Source organism: Mycobacterium sp. HM-7, assembly GCF_053852335.1.
Genome location: NZ_CM132657.1, coordinates 5122371 through 5142363, shown reverse-complemented (window position 1 = coordinate 5142363; position 19993 = coordinate 5122371). Strand labels below are relative to the sequence as shown.

The following is a 19993-nucleotide window of genomic DNA, read 5'->3' as shown; positions in this document are numbered from 1 at the left end:
AGACTCCTCCTTGGTCGAAGGGCAGTCTAGGGCAACGGGTTTGGCGGATGCACATTTGCCCGGCGTGTCCTGGCGCTCGGCCCGGCGGTGTCGCCGGCCGGCGTGGTGATCAGGCGCGTCACCGCATCGCAGACGATGGCCTTGCGCTGGGCGTGGTCGTCGACGCCGATCACGGCCAGCAGGGTGGGGCTGAGGTTGTGCCACATCGACGCGATGGTGAGGACCAGGGTGAACAGCACCGGCGCGGGAAGTTCGGCGGTGAGCTTGCCTGCGGCCTGGGCGGCGGCGATCGACGCAATCTGCTCGTGCATGGTCTCGCCGGGAAAGCCCGCCGCGGAATCGTCGGCTCGTTCCAGCCGGTGCCAGGCGATCAGCCGACCGACTTCGGGCTGGCTGGCGTAGACGTCGATCAGGTGCGCGGCGTAACCGGGCAGGTCGTCGGCAACCACCGGACTGTCGGCGAAGAATCGCTGCGTCATCGCCGCCCACACGGAGTCGAACAGCTGATCTTTGCTGCCGAAGTAGTGGTAAATCTGCGCCTTGTTGGCGCCCGCGTTGGCGGCGATGCGATCAACCCGGGCCCCGGCGATGCCGTACTGGGCGAATTCGGTGGTCGCCGCGCAGAGCAGCCGCGCCCGAGTGGCGTCGGAATCTCGCGGGTGACCCATTTCGGAGATTTTAGCTGGTAGGCCGACGTTTGCTAACTAACTAATTAGTTGACAGGTGAGTGAGGCCTGCCTAACGTTCGGCATCGGGTGGGATGTGGATCACAGGAGGTGGTGTGGTCGCTGAGCCCTGTCAGCAGCAGTCGGCCACGCCGCCACCGGAGCTCGTCGGTCGCGGCGAGCAACTCTCGAGGTTGATGGCCGCGATCAGCGATACCCCGCGCGGGCGCACGGTGGTGGTTTCCGGCGCCGCCGGGTCCGGCAAAACCGCCCTGCTCGACGTGGCCTGCCGCCACGCCCGGGCCGTCGGTTTCCGGGTGGTGCCGATCGCCGGAACGCCGGGCGAATCCGCCACCCCGTTCGCCGGCGTACACCAGCTGATCCACGCGCTCGGATATTGGGGCGGCGAAGCCGAGCAGTACCACCACATCATCGACGCGGCGCTGCGGTCGCCGAGCGGCGAGCAACTCGACACCGTCCGGGTCGCCATGGCGCTGCTCGGACTCCTCGGCCACGTTGAACGGCAGCAATCGGTTCTGGTCTGTATCGATGACGGGCAATGGCTCGACGCGCCGTCGCGCAACGCGATGATGTTCGCCGCCCGTCGCAGCGCCGGGCGATCGCTGACCGTCGTGCTGGCGATCCCCGCCACGGCCGGAAAAGTACTCAGTGGCGACGGCCGCGCCGTCGAGATCGAACTCTCGCCGCTGGCGCGCGCCGACGCTGCGGTGCTGCTCGATCGGCAGCCGTCGGTACCGCGCGGCCTGCGCCGCGAGCAGGTTCTGACGGCGGCGGCGGGTAACCCGGCGGCCGTCATCGCCTTCGCCGAGACAGCTGCGGCCGGTGGCCCCACGGTGGGCCCGGCCGCCGAGCCCTTGGCACTGCCCGCCGCCAGCCTGGGTATCTACAGCCGCCGGCTGGCGCTGCTGCCGGGGGAGACCCGGGCCGCGCTGCTCGTTCTCGCAGCGGCCTCCGACCAGGATCTGCGGCAGCTGATGCCCGCGGTGCTGGCCGATCCGCAGACCCTCGCGCCGGCCGAGGTCGCCGGCATCGTGCGGGTCGAGTCGAGCGGCGTGCGGTTCCTGGATCCGCTGCTCCGGTCGGCGGCGTACCACCGGGCGCCGTCGGCGGCCCGCTCGGCAGCGCATCTCCGCCTGGCCGACGCACTGGCCGCGATGCCGCACCGGCAGGTCTGGCACCGCGCGCAAGCGGCGCTCAAACCCGACGATGCGCTGGCCGCACAGTTGGCCGACACCCGCGACGAGGTGCTGCGCCGGGACGGCTATCTGGCCGCCGCCGTGGTCATGCAGCGCGCGGCGATGCTGACCACCGATGTCGGTGAGCACGCCCGCCATCTGGTACGCGCGGCGCCCCTGGCTCGCAACGCAGGCGACCCGCACTGGGCAGCGGCCCTGAGCCGGTGCGCGCTCAACGGCGTCGACGACGTCATATCCCGGATGCGCGCCCACACCGAGTTGGGGTCGGCGCGGTGCTGGGATGCCGACAATCAGCCGGTTCTGGACATGCTTCTGGAATCGGCCGGCCTGGCGGTCGATATTGCCCCCGCGGTCGCGTGGGAGTCGCTTCGGGTCGCTGCGACGGTCACCTTCATCGCCGACGACGCCGCCGGACGATGTGGTGTCACGCGGCTGCTGAGGCAGTTGGAGGACGCCGAGCCGCCCACGGACGTGCCTGCGCTCGCCGACCGGATGTGGATCCGTACCGCCACCGATCCGCACCTGGCGCACGTGAACTTGCCGGAGATCATCGGGCTGGCCGGCCGGGTCGGCGACTCCGTCGGGCTCACCGCGGTCGGTGCGTCGGCCTGGCTCGCCGGGGAACCCGGTCTGGCGGTGCGCTGCCTGCGCGGCGCGCACACCGGGGTGCTGGCCCCCCGCTTCGGCGGCTTGGCCTCAACCGCCCTGTGCTGGGCCTTCGTCGAGTCGGGCCGCTGGGACGAGGCCGTCGACGCGGCGACCACGATGAGTTCGTCGGCGGCCGTCGCCGACGTCCTCGTCGTCGCACGGATCGCAGATTTGGTGATCGCCACGGTCGCTGCCCGCCGCGGGCAGACCGCCACCAGCCGGGCGCACCTCAAGTCCGCCGCCGGGCCGGCCGACTTCCGGGACCGGCCGGCGGTGGCGGCGTGGATACACCACGTCGCGGGTTCGATCGCGTTGGCCGAGAACCAGGACACCACCGCCTATGCCGAATTGGCTGAGCTGTTCGACGAGTCCGGATTGCCGCTGCACGCGTATGCGTCGTATCTGGCCCTGGCGGATTACGCCGAGGCCGCGGTGTCGACGGGACGAATCGCGCACGCCCGTGAACAACTGGCCCGGATCGTGGGTCATCTGCCCAGATCCGTGTCACCGCGTTTGGCGCAGCTGATCGCTCATGCGGACGCCGTACTCAACCCGGACACCGCGGGGGCGCGCTATGTCGAGGCGCTCGCCGATCCGGCAGGCAACCGCTGGCCGTTCGAGCGGGCGCGGTTGCGCATCAGCTACGCCGGATGGCTCCGCAGGCAGCGCCGGCGCCGGGACTGCCAGCATCAGCTGGCCGCGGCGCTGACCGTCATGCAGGATCTCGGTGCGGCGCCGTGGGTTGACCTGTGCACCCGTGAACTCCGAGCGGCCGGCGTGCGTCCGCAGTCGTCGTCGGTGCAGACCGGCACGTTGAGCTCGCAGGAACACAACGTGGTCTACCTGGTGAGCGAGGGGTACACCAATCCGCAGATCGCGACCATCTTGAATCTGTCGGTGCGGACCGTGTCCAACCACCTTTATCGCTCGTTTCCCAAACTCGGCGTCACCAGCCGTCATCAGATTCATGACGTGGCGCGTCCCGCGACCTGGACCGAGTAAGGGAGTTACGGCCCCAAACGGAAAGTCGGCGGCGACGGAAAAATCCGTCGCCGCCGACTGGTCTCATTCGTCAGGCCGCGCTGTGCGACTTCGACTTGGTCTTCGAGCCGGTGTGCGAGTCCTTGGTGTTGCCGCCCTTGGTGTTGCCGCCCTTGGTGCCCGAGTCCGAACCCGAAGAGCTCGAGGTCGAACCCGCGCCTGCACCGGCGCCCGAACCCGAGTCGGAGCCCGACTTGCCCTGATGGCCCTTACTGCCGGGGGTGGTCGTCTTGGTGCCATCGCTGCCCGAGGCCGAGCCGGAGCTGCTGGAGCTGGAGCCCGTCTTGGTGTCGCCGGCCTTGGTTTCCCCGGTCTTGCTGTCACCCGCTGCGGTCGAGCCCGTGGTCTTGCCGTCGCTGCTCGAGCCCGCCGAGGTGCCGGTCTTGGTGGTGCCGTCGGTAGTCGAGCTGGGCGACTTGCCGTCGCTCGATGTTTCGGTGGCCGAACCGGTGGTCTCGCCGGCCGTCGAGCCACTGGCCTTGGTGGTGGCGTCGGTTGCCGCCTTGGCCTTGTCGGTGCTCGCGGTGTCGGTTGCCACGGCCTTGGTCGTCGCGGCGGTGCTCAGCGTCACCGTCGTGGCCGTGGTGGAGGGCACGGAGGCGACATCGGAGACGGCCTTGGCAGCGGTCGTCGCGGCAGTCGCAGCCGCCGGCTTGACGGGAGTGATGTCGGTGAGGATCGACTTCACGACGGCCACAATGGCCTGCAACGTGCCGGCGATCGTCGTGCCACCGGGAACGGTTGCGCCACCGCCGAACAGGCCGCCGCCATAGATGTTGAAGCCGGGGATGTTGAGTCCCAGCAGCGCGCCGAGGTTGGGTCCGTAGCCACCGTTGAGCAGACCGTCGACGACGGTGGCGGGCGCCTGGATGACGGCCGTCGCCAGCTTGCCGAGGTCGCCTGCCTTCACCGCGTTGATGACGTTCTGGACCGCGGTGCCCATCGCGCCGACGGTGCTGGCGACCGGTCCGATGAGGCCGACGCCGAGCTCGAGCATGATGTTCGGCAGGTCGTTGGCGATGTTGATCACGCTCTGCAGCGGCCGCGAGATGAGATTGCCCAGGGCTTTCGGCAGGGGCCCGATCGGGTTGATCGCGGCGAAGATCGGGAGCACGATCGCCAGCTGGAGGTTGTTCAGCGCGCCCTCGATGTTGGCCTTGCCGAGGTCGCCGAAGGCGGCCCCGAGGTAGCCGGGCACGTCTTTGGTCAGCGCGGTGACCACGGCCTTACCGCTCTCGCCGAGGGCGTCCACCAGACCGGTCATGGTGCCCACCTGGTTGGTCAGAATCTGACGCAGGATCGGGAACAGTCCCATGTCCAGGTAGGACTTGACGTCCGCCTGCAGGTTGCCTGCGGCGGTCTTCAGAACCTGGCCGTACAGGTCGAACGGACTGCTGGTCAGGTTGACGGCGGCAGTCGACACCGCGTGACTGATCGACGGGAGCGACGGCATGTGAGCCAGCGGTTGGATGGGAGTGACTGCGATGGCTCCCGCCGTCAGCAGTGTGGCTCCGGAAAGGACGGACGATCGGACGACGGCGTGCAAGATGGGTTTCCTCTCATTCGCTGCGGCCGGACAGCGGCGGCAGCGCCTACCTGACTTTTCCGTCGGTTCGATCACGGATCGAACAAATATTGACGGCAACGCACATCATGGGATGTATGGGTTACTGGCCGGTAGAGACAAATGACTCAATGTGCACGGTGCGAGGCGGTGCCGGTCCGGACCCGACCGCCCCGCGTCACTCCACGAAGAAGTTGTCGTGCTTGATGAACCACTCGCGACGTTCGTCGTCGGTCAGGTCGGCGAGGTGGCCGAACCCTTCGAAGTAGGCCTCCCGGGGTGCGCCCGGGGCGAACAGCATCAGAACTGAGGCGGACTCGTCGGCCTCGTTGCGGAAACCATGGATGCCGCCCGGCGGGACGTAGAGGAAGTCGTTGGGGCCGGCCTGGATCCAGTCGGTGCCGTCGTACAGCGTCATGGTGCCGGACAACACGAAGAACGCCTCGGACATGGCGCGGTGGAAATGCGGGCCCGGGCCACCGCCGTGGGGTGCGATGTCGACGCGGTACAGGCCGTAGTCACCCGCGGTCTTGTTCTGGTTCGCGAGGTAGTGGTACTGGATCACGCCGTGCGAGTCGTAATCGGGCGGCTCGTCACCACGCCGCAGCGTGGCGCTGACCTCCGGTTGGTCGGCGGTGTAGCGGGCCGGCGGATATGGCGGTACTACCAGCGACATGGTCGGCTCCCGGTGGCCATCGAGATCGGCGGCTTCTCGATTCCCACCATAGGACGGTTGCCTCTGTCCTGGTTCGCGGCGAATTCACAGGCTCCGGACACTCCTTGTTCAGAGTTCCCGCCTAGCGTCCGAGCGGTGATAACCAGACGCGCTTTCCTGGCTGCTGGGGCCATGGCCGCCGGTTCGCTGGCGCTGGCTGCGAGGAGCGCCGCCGCGCTGGATCCGGCGGCCGTCGCAGGCCAGTACGCGCGCCGGGTGCCGACCCAGTGGGGGATGGCACTGCCCGGGATCGTCACCTCGGTACCGGCGAACGGGCGCCAGATCGCCCTGACATTCGATGCCTGCCGCGGCGGTGTCGACGACGCGCTGCTCGACACGCTGCAGCGCCACAAAGTGCCCGCGGTGCTCTTCCTCAATTCACGGTGGGTCGACCAACACCCGGACCGTGCCGCACAGCTCGCGGCCGATCCGCTGTTCGAGATCGGCAACCACGGCACCCGCCACGTGCCGCTGTCGGTGACCGGCCGTGCCGCCTACGGCATCGCCGGAACCCGCTCGGCGGCCGAGGTCGTCGACGAGGTGTGGGGCAACCAGCTGAAGCTCACCGCACTGACGGGCCGGGCGCCCAGTTGGTTTCGCCCGGGTACCGCCCACTACGACGACGTCGCCGTGCAGATCGTCCGCGACCTCGGGCTACAGCCGCTGGGCTTCAGTGTCAACGGCGATTGTGGCGCCACCCTGCCGGCCGCCCGGGTGCGCGCGAATCTCGTTGGCGCGCAGCCTGGTTCCGTTGTCATCTCCCACATGAACCACCCGGGTTCGGGGACGGCCGCCGGCTACGCCGGGGCGATCCCCGACATGCGGGCGGCGGGGTGGGAGTTCGTGCGGCCCGCCTAACATCGGTGCGGTGGAGAAGTTTGACGAGGGCATGCGGGCCGCGCGGCTTCTGGATGCCCAGGACAAGGCGGCGGAACTGTTCGTGGCCATCGAAGAGCGTGGGCTGATCCGGCCCGGCGTCGGCGAACGGCACGTGACCGACGAGATTCGTGATCTGGCGGCCGAAATCCTCGGCGTCACGCGGCACTGGCACAAACGGATCGTGCACGGCGGCGAGAACACGCTGGCGACCGCCCGCGAGAACCCGCCCGACCGGGTGATCGCCGACGACGACATCGTGTTCGTCGACCTCGGCCCGCTGTTCGAGGAGTGGGAGGCCGACTTCGGCCGGACCTTCGTGCTCGGTGATGACCCGCGAAAGTTGGCCTTGCGTAACGACTTACCAAAGATATGGGAGGCGGCTCGGGGGCACTTCGAATCGACTCCGGATATCACCGGCGCCCAGCTGTTCGATCAGGTCGTCGAGTTGAGTCGGGCTGCCGGCTGGGAATTCGGTGGCGCGATCGCCGGACACCTCGTGGGGGAGTTCCCGCACGAGAAGATCCGTGGCCACGAGATCGACTCCTATGTTGCGCCCGGCTCGGACCTACCGATGCGGCGCCTGGATTCCCAAGGGCGGCAATGTCATTGGATTCTCGAAGTGCACCTCGTCGAGCCGGGCCGGCGGTTCGGCGGGTTCCAGGAGGAGCTGTTGGACCTACGGAGGTGACAGCCTCCCGCGACCGTCCTGAACAGCCGAATGCGGTGTGGCGCCGACCGGCGCCACACCGCATTCGTCATCTGTGACTAGATCAGGATGATCCCGGTGCCGCCGGCCGGGTTGCCGGTGCCTCCCGTACCGCCGGCGCCCGCACTGCCACCGGCACCGGCGGAGCCGTCGTGGGTGCCGTGACCGCCATTGGTGCCGCCCGAACCACCCGCGCCTCCGGCGCCGCCGGCGGGACCGTCGCCACCGGCGCCGGTTGTCGCACCTGTGCCGCCGTTACCGCCATTGCCGCTGGTGCCGCCGGTGCCGCCCGCTCCACCGTTGCCACCATTGCCCCACTGGGTGATGTTGTCGTTGTAACCGTTGCCGCCGTCGCCGCCGGTGCCGCCCGCTCCACCGATGCCACCGCCACCGCCGGCACCACCGACGTTGTCGCCGGAACTGCCGCCGTTGCCGCCGGCGCCCGCGGCGCCGCCGTGGCCACCCACGCCGCCGGTGGCACCAGCATTGCCGTTGATGAACGGGATGCCGTTCGCGCCGGTCTGGCCGTCGCCGCCGAGACCACCATTGCCGCCGGTGCCGCCGGTACCGCCGGCGCCGTCGAGGCCGTTCACGGACGTTCCGCCTGCACCACCGGTGCCACCGGCACCGCCTGCGCCGCCCGTGCCACCGAAGCCACCACCGCCGCTGATACCGGCCGCGTTGTTGGAACCGAAGGCAGGGAGCCCACCGACGCCGCCGTTGCCGCCGGTACCGCCGATGCCGCCGGCACCGCCTCCGCCGCCGACGCCCGAGACGGTGCCGCCGGCACCGCCGATGCCACCGTTACCGCCGGCACCGCCGCTGGTGCCCGACAGGCCGGTGGCCCCCAGCAAGGCCCCGATGGTTCCGTTGGCGCCGTCGCCACCGGTTCCGCCTGCCCCGCCCGCACCACCGTCGCCGGTCACGCCGCCCGAACCGCCTGCGCCGCCGTCGCCGCCGCGGCCCGCGGTGCCGAGGACGGTGAGGGCGTCGAAGCCGTTGCCGCCCTTGCCGCCGTCACCTCCGACACCGCCCGCTCCGCTGGCGGCCTGGTTGGCGCCGTTGCCGTTGAAGCCGCCGGCCCCGGCGCCGCCCGCGGTGCCACCGGTACCGCCCTTGCCTCCGTCGCGCTGGATCGACGAGATGCCGTCCGAACCGGCCCCACCGGTGCCACCGCTTCCGGCCTTGCCGCCGCGGCCGCCGGCACCGACGTTGCCGTGGGCCGCCGCGCCGCCCTTGCCGCCGGCGCCGCCGGTGCCGCCCGCACCACCGGAACCGCCGGTGTTGCCGCCGAGCACGCCCGAGCCACCGCTGCCGCCGTTACCGGCGTTGCCACCGACACCGCCGCTACCACCGTCGCCGGCGTTGGTGCCACCGGCACCACCGGTGCCACCGGCACCGCCATTACCGCCGTTCGGGCCGTTTTCGCCAAGTGCGGCAAGACCATTGGCGCCGCTGCCACCGGTGCCGCCGGCGCCGCCGGTGCCGCCGTTGCCGTTGGATCCGCCGGAGCCGCCGTTGCCGCCTGCGCCGCCGTTACCCGCGATGCCGATCGCGGTGATGGTGTTGAATCCGTTGCCGCCCTTACCGCCGTTGCCGCCATTGCCACCCGCGCCGCTGGCGGCCTGGTTGGCACCCGCGCCGTTGAAGCCGCCGGCGCCCGAGGTGCCGGCGTTCCCGCCGTCACCGCCCTTGCCGCCGTCCGGGATCAATGACGAGCTGCCGTCGGAGCCGTTGCCGCCGTTGCTGCCGTTTCCGGCGTTGCCACCCTTGCCGCCGCTACCGACGGTGCCGTGAGCCGCTGCGCCGCCCTTACCGCCGACACCGCCGCTGCCGCCGTTTCCGCCCTTGCCGCCGCCGCCGAGGGCTCCGCCGCCGAGCACGCCCGAGCCGCCGCTGCCGCCGTTACCGGCGTTGCCGCCGACGCCGCCGCTACCCCCGTTGCCGGCGCTGGTTCCGCCGGCACCACCGGTGCCGCCCGCGCCGCCATTACCGCCGTTCGGGCCGTTTTCGCCAAGCGCGGCAAGACCATCTGCGCCGCTGCCACCGGTGCCACCGGCGCCGCCGTTGCCCCCGTTGCCGTTGGATCCGCCGGAGCCGCCGTTACCGCCTGCGCCGCCGTTACCCGCGACGCCGATCGCGGTGATGGTGTCGAATCCGTTGCCGCCCTTGCCACCGTTGCCGCCGTGTGCGCTGGCGTTGCCCGTCGCGGCCTGGTTCTGCCCGTTGCCGTTGAAGCCACCGGCACCCGCGGTGCCGGCATTACCGCCGTTACCGCCCTTGCCGCCGTCCGGGATCAGCGACGAGCTGCCATTGGAGCCGTTACCGCCGTCGCCGCCACTGCCGGCTGCCCCGCCCTGGCCGCCGGCTCCGACGGTGCCATGGGCTGCTGCGCCGCCCTTACCGCCGACGCCGCCGCTACCGCCGTTGCCGCCGCTACCGCCGCCGCCGAGGGCTCCGCCGCCGAGCACGCCCGAGCCGCCGCTGCCACCGTTGCCGGCGTCGCCACCGACACCGCCCTTGCCGCCGTTCCCGGCCTGCGTGCCGCCAGCGCCACCGTTACCACCGCTACCGCCGTGACCACCGTTGGGGCCGTTTTCGCCAAGCGCGGCAAGACCATTCGCGCCGTTACCGCCGGTGCCGCCGGCGCCGCCGCTACCGCCGTTGCCCGAGGTTCCGCCGGAACCGCCGTTACCGCCGGCGCCGCCGTTACCCGCGACGCCGATCGCGGTGATGGTGTCGAATCCGTTGCCGCCCTTACCGCCGTTGCCGCCGGTGGCACTGGCGTTACCGGTGGCGGCCTGCTTCGTGCCGCTGCCGTTGAACCCGCCGGCGCCCGCAGTACCGGCGTTGCCGCCGTCACCGCCCTTGCCGCCGTCCGGGATCAGCGAGGAACTGCCGTCGGACCCGTTGCCGCCGTTTCCGGCGAATCCGGCTGCGCCACCGGTGCCGCCGGCGCCGACGGTTCCGATGAGCCCGACCTTTTTGCCACCCTTGCCGCCGACGCCGCCGTTTCCGCCATTGCCGCCGTTTCCGCCACCACCGAGTGCTCCGCCGCCGAGCACGCCCGAGCCGCCGTGACCGCCGTTACCGGCCTTCCCGCCGGCACCACCGCGTCCGCCGATGCCGAAGATGTGGCCGCCGTTGCCGCCGTCGCCGCCGTTGGCGCCGGTCTGGCCGTTGCCGCCGTTCTGGCCCAGCGCGGCAAGGCCGTCGGCGCCGGTGGCACCGTCGCCGCCCTTGCCGCCGGCGCCGCCGTGACCGATCCCTCCGGCGTCGCCACCGTTGCCACCGGCAGTCGGCGTGAAGATGCCGAAGCCCGAGTAGCCGGCGCCGCCCGAGCCGCCGTTGCCGAAGCCGCGGGCGTTGCCGCCGTTGCCGCCGGTTACTCCGGGCAGGCCGCTCGAGTAGCCCTTACCACCGTCACCGAACCAGATGCCGCCGTTGCCGCCGTTGGGGGTGATCAGGTTGCCGTTGGTGCCGTTGCCGATCAGGTATTGGCCGGCGAGGAGGTTGATCCCGGTGTCGACCACGAAGCCGATGGGGCTGTTGATCCAGGCCTGCACGCCGAAGTGCACGTTCTGGTAAATCCAGTTGGCGACGATCACCGTCGGGTCGACGAACGTGGGCAGGGCCAGCGGGCCGACAGCGGCCAGCGGGTTGACGGCCGCGAGCGGGTTGACGGGCCCCTGCGGAGCGGGTGCAGTCTGCGGGTTGGTCGCCGAGAGGGGGTTGACAGTGCCCAGGGGGTTGGCCGTGGTCGGCGGGGCGGTGGCAGCCACGGATTGCGGGGCGCCCGGGTGCAACCGCTTGGGGGCGCCGTACTCGACCTGGCGGCGCACCCAGGCCATCAAGGCCCAGACGCCGGGCATCTGATCGGGGTGGGTCGGCGCGTCGGGTGCCAGCATCGTGCCCAGGCCGACCGCTGACAGCAGGCCGGTGATCGGGTTGAACGTCTTGGTCGTGGGCGCCGTCATGACCGCGCCGGCTCCCGGGGCCGCCGGCGCGGACGGGGTTGCCGGAGTGGACGGGCCGCTCGGGACCGTCGGGGTCGCGGCGCCGGCCGAGGTGCCCGCGGTTGTGCCGGTGTGGGGCTGCTGCTTGGGGCCGACGGCCGAGGCGGAGTTCGCCTTGTCCGCCGGATCGGGCTTCTGTGCGGCCGTGGGGCGCGGACCCCGCGAGTGGCTGCCCGTGCCGGGGGTGGCGTGCTTGGGCGGCTTGATGCCCCGGGTGATGTCGTTCAGGGCTTTTCTGGCGTCGTCCGCGTACTGGCGCATGCGGTCTTGGGCCTGTTGGCGCGGGGTGCGCGGGGTGTCGGTCGCGCTGCCGGACGACGGCGTCTCACCGGATTCGGCGGACGGCTTCGGCTTCGTGGACGGCTTCGTGGACGGCTTGGTCGACGGCTTCGGCTTGCTCGGGTTCTTGGTCTTGCCGTCGCTCGCCTTGGCGGCGCCGGCGTTGCCCGACTTGGCGCCACCGTCGCCGGTGGAGCTCTCGGTGTTGACCAGCCTGATGTCTGCGGTGACGGACTGCATCGTCGGAGAATCGGGCCCCAGTAGCAGCATGACGCCGGCGCTGGCGAATGCCGCGCTCGTCAACCCCGCGGCCGCGAGCGGGCCTGCCGCGCTCCACCAGCTGTTCGTCCCCACTGCCCTGTGCTTGCCCACGATCCTCCTCGCGCATGGGTGTGAGAAACAACACCCCCGTAAATAAACGTGGCGAGACTAACACTCGTAATCGAAAGCTGTGAACATCTTGGGGAAAGTGTGCGCCCGTTCATATCGACGGACCGTGGGTACCGGATGCATCGTGGAAAAGGCATTCTCACCTGCGGAAAAGTCGGCTGTCGTGCATATTTTGACGAGGCATCGGTTCCGGGGCGCCGTGGTCGCGGTCCGCCGTCGGGCGGTCGGCATGGTTGCTGCGTGGGAGAAATTTAGAACACGTTCAGTTCTGTGGTGCGCAACCGATCTGACGTTCTCCGGGCGCCTCGCGGGATCGCGAAGGATCGCCGGCCTCGGGGCGAGGGTGGGTTTGCCGTGATCCAGCAGCAAACCACCTTGAGGGCTCGGTGATGTTACGCAATTGCTCGAGCGCGTAAATGGCCAGTCGCAGAGTTATATTTGCCGTAGTCGTTGTATTTGCGGCCGTAGCGCGCGAGTCCATCGATCGGGCGGTCTGAAATTCGTGCGGATCGTCAATTCTCGCGCGTCGAGTAGTTCGTGAATTATGTTGAAAATTAGTCAGATTGAATGATTATTGGAGGTACGCGCTCGTTGTGAGATGTTTGCGCGGACTTGTTGCCGGTGTCGGCTTGTGGATTCGCGTGAGCAAGTAGCGTTATTTGCTGAAATCGCTTCTCATCGGCTCGATAACTGTCTACTCTTGGTGCATCCACATTCAGGCTAGCGAAGGAGAAGTCATGTCGATGATCCGTTCAACCGTCCTGTTGGGGGCGGCAGTGGTCGGTGCTGGCGCAATCGCGCTGCTCGGTGCAGGCGCGGCTTCCGCCGACTCTGGCATCAACCTCGGGCCTGGCAGCAACGACGGTGTGCTCAACGGCGGCGCCCTCAACACCGGCGTCCTCAATTTTGGTTTCGGGAACAAGGGCATCCTGAACCTGGGCAACGGCAACACCGGCGTCGCCAATATCGGCAACGGGAGCACCGGGATCCTGAACATCGGTAACGGGAGCGGCGGCGTCGTCACCGTGGGCGACGGCCGCAACGGTCTGCTGAATATCGGCTACTGAGACTCTTCGGGGCCGAGACGCCAGGCAGTCCTGTGGGTTGCGCGAAACCTCCTGTCGCGCAACCCACAGGACTTCGTTCTGCTCAGACCGGGAACGTCACACCGGTAAGTTCTTCGGACACCGTCCACAGCCGCTGCTGCAGCTCGGTGTCATGCGACTGGTCGCTCGAGCCGACGACCTTCGGGTACCCGGTCTGCTGGAACCGTCCATCCGGCCCGTAGTACTGGCCGCCGTATGCGGCCGGGTCGGTCGCGGCGCGCAGGGTGGGCAGGGCCCCCATGGCCGCACTCTGGAACAGCCGTTCTGCGACGGGCGCAACGACGGCAGGCGGTATGGGGATGTGCCGCATCAGTTCGGTGCTCGATCCGCCTGGGTGCGCGGCGAGGGCGACGGTCTCCGCGCCCGTCAGTCGTCGCTGTAGTTCATAGGTGAAGAGCAGGTTGGCGAGCTTGGCCTGGCCGTACGCCTCCAACCGGTTGTAGCGCCGTTCCCACTGCAGGTCGTCGAAGTGGATGGCGGCGCGAATCCGGTGGCCCAGGCTGCTGACGGTCACGACGCGAGAACCGGGGACCGTCAGGAGTTGGTCGAGCAGCAGCCCGGTGAGCGCGAAGTGTCCCAGGTGGTTGGTGCCGAACTGCATCTCGAAGCCGTCGGCGGTGGTCTGCTTCGGTGTCCACATCACGCCGGCGTTGTTGATCAGCAGGTCGATCGCCGGGTACTCCGCTTTCAGCTGTTCGGCGGCTTCCCGAACCGACTGCAACGAGCTGAGGTCGAGTTCCTGGAGAACGACGTCGGCATCGGGGGTGGCCTGCCGGATGCGGTCGACGGCGTCCTTGCCTTTGTCGAGATTGCGGACGGCGAGCACGACGTGTGCGTTCTTGGCCGCGAGTGCCGCGGCGGTCTCGTAGCCGAGTCCGGTATTCGCTCCGGTGATGACGGCAGTGCGTCCGGTCTGGTCGGGAATGCTGGCGGTTGTCCACTTGGTCATGACGGTTCCTCGGTAGCCTTGGCCTTATCCGGGGCGAGCGCCCCGGATGCTTCACATATCCGGAACGGTCGCCCCGTTTTATTTGTTCCCGGGAGCATGATGATCTGCAAGCCGAAGCGTCCGCTGCGTGCCGACGCGGCCCGGAACAGGGCTCGCGTGCTCGAAGTCGCCTATCAGACCTTCGCTGACGAGGGCCTCTCGGTGCCCATCGACGAGATCGCCCGCCGGGCGGGCGTCGGCGCCGGCACCGTCTACCGGCATTTCCCGACCAAGGACGACCTCTACCGCGCGGTGATCGAGGATCGGCTGGAAGTCGTAATGGGTGCCGGCCGCGCCTGTCTGGCGTCGGACGCGCCGGGCGACGCGCTGTTCGACTTCCTGCGTTCGATGGTCCGGTGGGGCGAAACCGATCAGGGTCTGGTCGACGCGCTCGCCGGGCTCGGGATCGACGTCAACACGCTGGTGCCTGACGTCGAGGAGGAATTCCGGGCGATGCTGGGGGAGCTGCTGGCGGCTGCCCAAGGGGCCGGCGCCGTTCGTGTGGATGTCACGGCCGCTGACGTGAAGACGCTGCTCGTGGCGGCGCAGGCCGCACAGCGCTACAACCCCGAATCTGCCGATCGGGTGGTCGAGTTGATGATGGATGGCCTGCGGCCGCGTCGGGAGTAGCGTCGGCCGCATGAAGTTCGGAATCGCCACGTTCGTGGACGACGACACCATCGACCCGGTGACCTTGGCGCGGGCGATCGAGGACCGGGGCTTCGCGTCGCTGATCGTCGCCGAGCACAGTCACATCCCGGCGAGCCGGGAATCCGCGTATCCGAACGGCGGTGACCTGCCGCCCTGGTACTACAACACCCTCGACCCATTCGTCACGCTCGCCGCTGCCGCCGCGGTGACTTCCACGATCGAACTGTTCACCGGCGTCGCCCTGCTGATCCAGCGCGACCCGATCCACACCGCAAAGGAAGCGGCGAGCATCGACCTCATCTCCGGCGGCCGGTTCACCCTCGGTGTCGGCGCCGGGTGGAACCTCGAGGAGATGCGTGATCACGGCACCGATCCGAAGACGCGGGGCGCCCGGCTGGACGAGAGCATCGAGGCGATCAAGGAGCTCTGGACCGAGGAACCCGCCGAATATCACGGGAAGTTCGTCAACTTCGATTCGTCGTACTGCCGCCCGAAGCCGGTGCAGAAGCCGCACCCGCCGATCTACGTCGGCGGGAATTCGGATGCCACCGTCAAACGGGTCGTGCGGCACGGTGCCGGCTGGATCTCCAACCCGCTGCCCCGGGATGTGCTGGCCGAACGCATCGGACAGATGCGTGAGGCCGCCGGTCGCGACGTTCCGCTGGCCATGTTCGGGGCGCCGGTGAAGGCCGACTACTGGCAGGCCGCCGAAGCCCTCGGTTACGGGCAGCTCGGATTGTTCCTGCCCTCGGTGGATGAGGGCGAGTCGCTGCGACTGCTCGACGAATACGTGACGCAGGTGGCGCAATACCGGTCGGCCTCCTGATCCACCCTGTTACCCGCCGTTGCCCTGGCGCTTGCGCGGATGGCGAACGACCTTGCACTCGCACTGCCAGAGTGCTAAAAACAACCTTGGCACTCTCGATAGGTGAGTGCTAGGTCGGGACAGTGAGGCCGGGGCCGCATCTGCGAGCACAGCCCAGGTCGTCCGTCGCGGGCGCTGCGCCTGACCAAAGACGTGCAATTCCCAACCGGAGGAATTACTTCGCAATGGCCAAGACAATTGCGTATGACGAAGAGGCCCGTCGCGGCCTCGAGCGCGGGCTGAACGCCCTCGCCGACGCGGTAAAGGTGACGCTGGGCCCCAAGGGTCGCAACGTCGTCCTGGAGAAGAAGTGGGGCGCCCCCACGATCACCAACGATGGTGTGTCCATCGCCAAGGAGATCGAGCTGGAGGACCCGTACGAGAAGATCGGCGCTGAGCTGGTCAAAGAGGTCGCCAAGAAGACCGACGACGTCGCGGGCGACGGCACCACCACCGCCACCGTGCTGGCCCAGGCCCTGGTTCGCGAAGGCCTGCGCAACGTCGCTGCGGGCGCCAACCCGCTCGGCCTGAAGCGCGGCATCGAGAAGGCCGTCGAGGCGGTCACCGCTCGCCTGCTGGCGTCCGCCAAGGAGATCGACACCAAGGAGCAGATCGCTGCCACCGCCGGTATCTCGGCCGGTGACCAGTCCATCGGTGACCTGATCGCCGAGGCCATGGACAAGGTCGGCAACGAGGGTGTCATCACCGTCGAGGAGTCCAACACCTTCGGCCTGCAGCTGGAGCTCACCGAGGGCATGCGCTTCGACAAGGGCTACATCTCGGGCTACTTCGTGACCGACGCCGAGCGTCAGGAAGCGGTCCTCGAGGACCCGTACATCCTGCTCGTCTCGTCGAAGATCTCGACCGTCAAGGACCTGCTGCCGCTGCTGGAGAAGGTCATCCAGTCGGGCAAGCCGCTGCTGATCATCGCCGAGGACGTCGAGGGCGAAGCCCTTTCGACCCTGGTGGTCAACAAGATCCGCGGCACCTTCAAGTCCATCGCCGTCAAGGCCCCGGGCTTCGGTGACCGTCGCAAGGCGATGCTGCAGGACATGGCGATCCTCACCGGTGGCCAGGTCATCAGCGAAGAGGTCGGCCTCTCGCTCGACACCGCCGACATCACGCTGCTGGGTACCGCCCGCAAGGTCGTCGTCACCAAGGACGAGACCACCATCGTCGAGGGCTCGGGCGACTCCGATGCCATCGCCGGCCGGGTGGCCCAGATCCGTGCCGAGATCGAGAACAGCGACTCCGACTACGACCGCGAGAAGCTGCAGGAGCGCCTGGCCAAGCTGGCCGGTGGCGTTGCAGTCATCAAGGCCGGAGCTGCCACCGAGGTGGAGCTCAAGGAGCGCAAGCACCGCATCGAGGACGCCGTCCGCAACGCGAAGGCTGCCGTCGAAGAGGGCATCGTCGCCGGTGGTGGCGTGGCCCTGCTGCAGTCGTCCCCGGCGCTCGACGAGCTGAAGCTCGAGGGTGACGAGGCGACCGGTGCCAACATCGTGCGTGTCGCGCTGTCGGCTCCGCTCAAGCAGATCGCCTTCAACGGTGGTCTGGAGCCGGGCGTCGTCGCCGAGAAGGTGTCGAACCTGCCCGCCGGTCACGGCCTGAACGCCGCGACCAACGTGTACGAAGACCTCCTGGCCGCCGGCGTTGCCGACCCGGTCAAGGTCACCCGCTCGGCGCTGCAGAACGCGGCGTCCATCGCGGCGCTGTTCCTCACCACCGAGGCCGTCGTCGCCGACAAGCCGGAGAAGGCGTCCGCACCCGCGGGCGACCCGACCGGTGGCATGGGCGGTATGGACTTCTAAGTCCAGCTCTCTTTACGGGAAAGCCCCGGCTCGCTTGCGAGTCGGGGCTTTTTCGTGCGTCGGAGGTCCACCTGGAGAGGTGATACCGTCGGGTCGCCGGCGCAAGTCGGCACGGGGAGAGGGGGAGGTTCAATTGGTGACGCTTCGTGAAGGTGGCTTCGTCGCGTGACGCAACCACCGCAGTCGCAGTTCGGGGGCCCCAATCCGGTTGATGGACCGACACCGCAGCACCACGGTTACCGGCAGCCGCCGCCCGCGCCGCAGTGGGGTGGACCGGCTCCGGTAGGTACGCCGCAGTCGGCAGGGCCTCAGGGTCCGCCGCCGCAGGTGGGCTGGCCCGGTGCGCCGCAGCAGCAGTTCCAGCACTTTCCGCAACCCGGATACGCGCAGCCGACACAGCCGGCCAAGAACAAGAAGGCACTGTTCATCACCGGCGGCGCCACCCTCGCGGTGCTCCTGGTGGTGGGCATCGTCGTGGCGATCGTGTCGTTTTCCGGCGGCGGCTCGGGCGGTCCCGGCGGTGGCGGCGCGAGTTCCGCGGAGGCCGCGGTCAAGGGATACCTGGAAGCGCTCTCGAAGGGAGATGCGGGCGCCGCCTTGGCATTCGGCGCCGACCAGCCCGCATCCAAGGACTTCCTCACCGACGATGTGCTGAAGCAGCAGACGGCGAAATGGCCCATCACCAACATCCGGATTCTGAGCGCCAACGAGACCGGTCCCATGGCCCAGGTGCACGTCTCCGTCAACTTCGGTGAGCAGACCGCCGACCAGACCTTGATGGTGAAGAAGGACGACAGCGGCTGGAAGCTCGCCACGGCCAGCGTCAAGGTGAATCTGGGTGCGACGGGCGGTATCCAGATCAACAACCCCGCCACCGGCCAGCCGCTGCCGGCCGCGCCGCTCACGTTGTTCGGCAAGCCCGCGCCGAGCAATGCGCCGGTGTATGTGTTTCCGGGGTGGCTCGATCTGGGCTCGTCGAGCAAGTATCTGACGGTGTCGACGGCGCGGCCGGTGTTGCTCGACGGATTGGTCGCCTCCGGCGTCGGCCTCAGTGTCGGCGCACAGATGCAGCTCAGTGAGGCCGGCTCGGAGGCGGCCAAACAGGCGGTGGCCGCCTCCATCGCCGAATGTGCCAAGTCCACAGCGCTGTCGACGCCCGGCTGCCCCAATGCCATGCCGAATCCGACGCTCGTCGACGGCACCGTGCACTGGGAAGCGCCGGCCGATCTGAGCCAGGTCAAGTACACGTTCACCCCGTTCGATCTGACGGTGCGCACCATGGGGACGTCACAGTGGACCATCACCGCGACGAGCACCAGTGGCGCGACGGTGCAGGGCAAGCAGTTCGTCCCGTTGATGGGCCAGATCGACATGTCACAGGATCCGTTGACCGTGAAGTGGTTCGGCCGATGAGCGCTTGCACGAAGAGAATTGAGCACGGATGAGCGCCCCGACGAACACGATGCAGCCGCAGCCGACGCGGGAAGAGCTCGACCGCGCCCGTACGGTGGTGCACGCGGTATCCGGGGCATTCGCGGCCAAGGTGGTGGGGCAGGCCGGGCTGCAACAGAGTCTGTTGATCGGGCTGTTCACCGGTGGCCACGTTTTGCTGGAAAGCGTTCCGGGACTTGCCAAGACGACGGCGGCCCGGGCGGTCGCCGACGCGGTGCAGGCCAAATTCCGGCGCATCCAGTGCACACCGGACCTGCTGCCCAGCGACATCATCGGAACCCAGATCTTCGACGCGTCCAAAGGCGTCTTCCACACCCAGCTGGGTCCGGTCCACGCCAACATCGTGCTGCTGGACGAGATCAACCGGTCGAGTGCGAAAACCCAGAGCGCCATGCTCGAGGCGATGGAGGAGCGCCAGACCAGCATCGCGGGCGACGTCTACAAGATTCCCGAGCCGTTCCTGGTGCTCGCGACGCAGAACCCGGTCGACCAGGAGGGGACCTATCCGCTGCCCGAGGCGCAGATGGACCGGTTCATGTTCAAGGAAATCCTCACCTATCCGAATCCGCGTGAAGAGGCGGAGATGGTCTTCCGGATCGACGCCGGCGTCTACACCAATCACCGGACCGCCCCGGTGGCTTCGCTCGACGACATCCTCTACATCCGGGACGTGGTCAGGCGGGTCTACCTTGATCCGGCGATCGTCAACTACATCACCCAGATCGTCGCGGTGACCCGCACCCCGCAGCAGTACCTGCCGGCGAATCTGGCCCGGCTCATCGAGTACGGCGCCAGTCCGCGCGCCACCATCGCCTTCTGCAAGGCGGCGCGGGCGTTGGCACTCCTGTCCGGCCGCAACCACGTGCTGCCCGACGACGTGAAAGCACTGGCGCACCGGGTGCTGCGGCACCGGCTGATTCTCGGGTTCGAGGCGGTGGCCCAGAACGTCACCCCGGAAGTGTTGATAGACAACGTCATTCAGGCAGTCCGAACTCCTTAG

General features: G+C 68.8%; 14 protein-coding genes. 9 read left to right on the top strand and 5 right to left on the bottom strand.

The features are described from left to right. Window positions 1-26 precede the first annotated feature (26 nt). Window positions 27-668: a TetR family transcriptional regulator gene (locus ACWW1C_RS24840; RefSeq protein WP_455980731.1), complete on the bottom strand. Its 642-nt coding sequence runs from the start codon at window positions 666-668 to the stop codon at window positions 27-29. Window positions 669-781: 113 nt separating this feature from the next. On the opposite strand from ACWW1C_RS24840, the gene ACWW1C_RS24835 reads away from it, so the two are divergent. After that, window positions 782-3532, top strand: a complete 2751-nt coding sequence (locus tag ACWW1C_RS24835; RefSeq protein WP_455980730.1) for an AAA family ATPase — start codon at window positions 782-784, stop codon at window positions 3530-3532. Between the two features lie 70 nt (window positions 3533-3602). On the opposite strand, the gene ACWW1C_RS24830 is transcribed toward ACWW1C_RS24835, so the two are convergent. Next, on the bottom strand, window positions 3603-5024 hold the full coding sequence (locus ACWW1C_RS24830; RefSeq protein ID WP_455980729.1) for a hypothetical protein: 1422 nt from the start codon (window positions 5022-5024) through the stop codon (window positions 3603-3605). Window positions 5025-5313: 289 nt separating this feature from the next. Then, the gene (locus ACWW1C_RS24825; protein WP_455980728.1) at window positions 5314-5811 is read right to left on the bottom strand and encodes a cupin domain-containing protein; all 498 of its coding nucleotides are present in this window, start codon (window positions 5809-5811) and stop codon (window positions 5314-5316) included. A gap of 135 nt (window positions 5812-5946) precedes the next feature. Between ACWW1C_RS24825 and ACWW1C_RS24820 the strand changes: the two genes are divergently transcribed. After that, complete coding sequence (locus tag ACWW1C_RS24820) at window positions 5947-6708, top strand: polysaccharide deacetylase family protein (RefSeq protein ID WP_455980727.1); 762 nt, start codon at window positions 5947-5949, stop codon at window positions 6706-6708. A gap of 31 nt (window positions 6709-6739) precedes the next feature. Next, window positions 6740-7417 (top strand): M24 family metallopeptidase, encoded by a 678-nt coding sequence (locus tag ACWW1C_RS24815; protein WP_455984428.1) that lies wholly within the window; start codon window positions 6740-6742, stop codon window positions 7415-7417. Window positions 7418-7494: 77 nt separating this feature from the next. Here the strand turns inward: ACWW1C_RS24815 and ACWW1C_RS24810 are convergent, their stop codons facing one another. Continuing rightward, window positions 7495-12102: a PGRS repeat-containing protein gene (locus ACWW1C_RS24810; RefSeq protein WP_455980726.1), complete on the bottom strand. Its 4608-nt coding sequence runs from the start codon at window positions 12100-12102 to the stop codon at window positions 7495-7497. 755 nt (window positions 12103-12857) lie between these two features. On the opposite strand from ACWW1C_RS24810, the gene ACWW1C_RS24805 reads away from it, so the two are divergent. Beyond that, complete coding sequence (locus ACWW1C_RS24805; RefSeq protein WP_455980725.1) at window positions 12858-13187, top strand: pentapeptide repeat-containing protein; 330 nt, start codon at window positions 12858-12860, stop codon at window positions 13185-13187. 82 nt (window positions 13188-13269) lie between these two features. Here the strand turns inward: ACWW1C_RS24805 and ACWW1C_RS24800 are convergent, their stop codons facing one another. Further along, window positions 13270-14175 (bottom strand): SDR family NAD(P)-dependent oxidoreductase, encoded by a 906-nt coding sequence (locus tag ACWW1C_RS24800; protein ID WP_455980724.1) that lies wholly within the window; start codon window positions 14173-14175, stop codon window positions 13270-13272. 102 nt (window positions 14176-14277) lie between these two features. Here ACWW1C_RS24800 and ACWW1C_RS24795 point away from each other — a divergent pair, with 102 nt between their 5' ends. From ACWW1C_RS24795 to ACWW1C_RS24775, 5 genes are all read left to right on the top strand, one after another. Continuing rightward, entirely contained in the window at window positions 14278-14844 is a 567-nt protein-coding gene (locus tag ACWW1C_RS24795; RefSeq protein WP_455984427.1) for a TetR/AcrR family transcriptional regulator, read from the top strand. Window positions 14845-14854: 10 nt separating this feature from the next. Then, window positions 14855-15691, top strand: a complete 837-nt coding sequence (locus tag ACWW1C_RS24790; protein ID WP_455980723.1) for an LLM class F420-dependent oxidoreductase — start codon at window positions 14855-14857, stop codon at window positions 15689-15691. Between the two features lie 224 nt (window positions 15692-15915). Next, window positions 15916-17541 (top strand): chaperonin GroEL, encoded by a 1626-nt coding sequence (groL, locus tag ACWW1C_RS24785; protein ID WP_455980722.1) that lies wholly within the window; start codon window positions 15916-15918, stop codon window positions 17539-17541. A 165-nt stretch (window positions 17542-17706) separates the two neighbouring features. Next, window positions 17707-18954 carry a hypothetical protein gene (locus tag ACWW1C_RS24780; RefSeq protein ID WP_455980721.1) on the top strand — a complete coding sequence of 416 codons (1248 nt, stop codon included), beginning with the start codon at window positions 17707-17709 and terminating at the stop codon, window positions 18952-18954. Between the two features lie 28 nt (window positions 18955-18982). After that, a complete protein-coding gene (locus ACWW1C_RS24775) occupies window positions 18983-19993 on the top strand; it encodes an AAA family ATPase (protein ID WP_455980720.1) in 1011 nt (336 codons plus the stop codon).

Bases quoted from the DNA above. Each gene is read 5' to 3' on its own strand.
- ACWW1C_RS24815 (WP_455984428.1), top strand. From the start codon at position 6,740: ATGCGGGCCGCGCGGCTTCTGGATGCCCAGGACAAGGCGGCGGAACTG.
- groL (WP_455980722.1), top strand. From the start codon at position 15,916: ATGGCCAAGACAATTGCGTATGACGAAGAGGCCCGTCGCGGCCTCGAG.
- ACWW1C_RS24830 (WP_455980729.1), bottom strand. From the start codon at position 5,024: ATGCCGTCGCTCCCGTCGATCAGTCACGCGGTGTCGACTGCCGCCGTC.
- ACWW1C_RS24790 (WP_455980723.1), top strand. From the start codon at position 14,855: ATGAAGTTCGGAATCGCCACGTTCGTGGACGACGACACCATCGACCCG.
- ACWW1C_RS24800 (WP_455980724.1), bottom strand. From the start codon at position 14,175: ATGACCAAGTGGACAACCGCCAGCATTCCCGACCAGACCGGACGCACT.
- ACWW1C_RS24825 (WP_455980728.1), bottom strand. From the start codon at position 5,811: ATGTCGCTGGTAGTACCGCCATATCCGCCGGCCCGCTACACCGCCGAC.
- ACWW1C_RS24805 (WP_455980725.1), top strand. From the start codon at position 12,858: ATGTCGATGATCCGTTCAACCGTCCTGTTGGGGGCGGCAGTGGTCGGT.
- ACWW1C_RS24775 (WP_455980720.1), top strand. From the start codon at position 18,983: ATGAGCGCCCCGACGAACACGATGCAGCCGCAGCCGACGCGGGAAGAG.
- ACWW1C_RS24840 (WP_455980731.1), bottom strand. From the start codon at position 668: ATGGGTCACCCGCGAGATTCCGACGCCACTCGGGCGCGGCTGCTCTGC.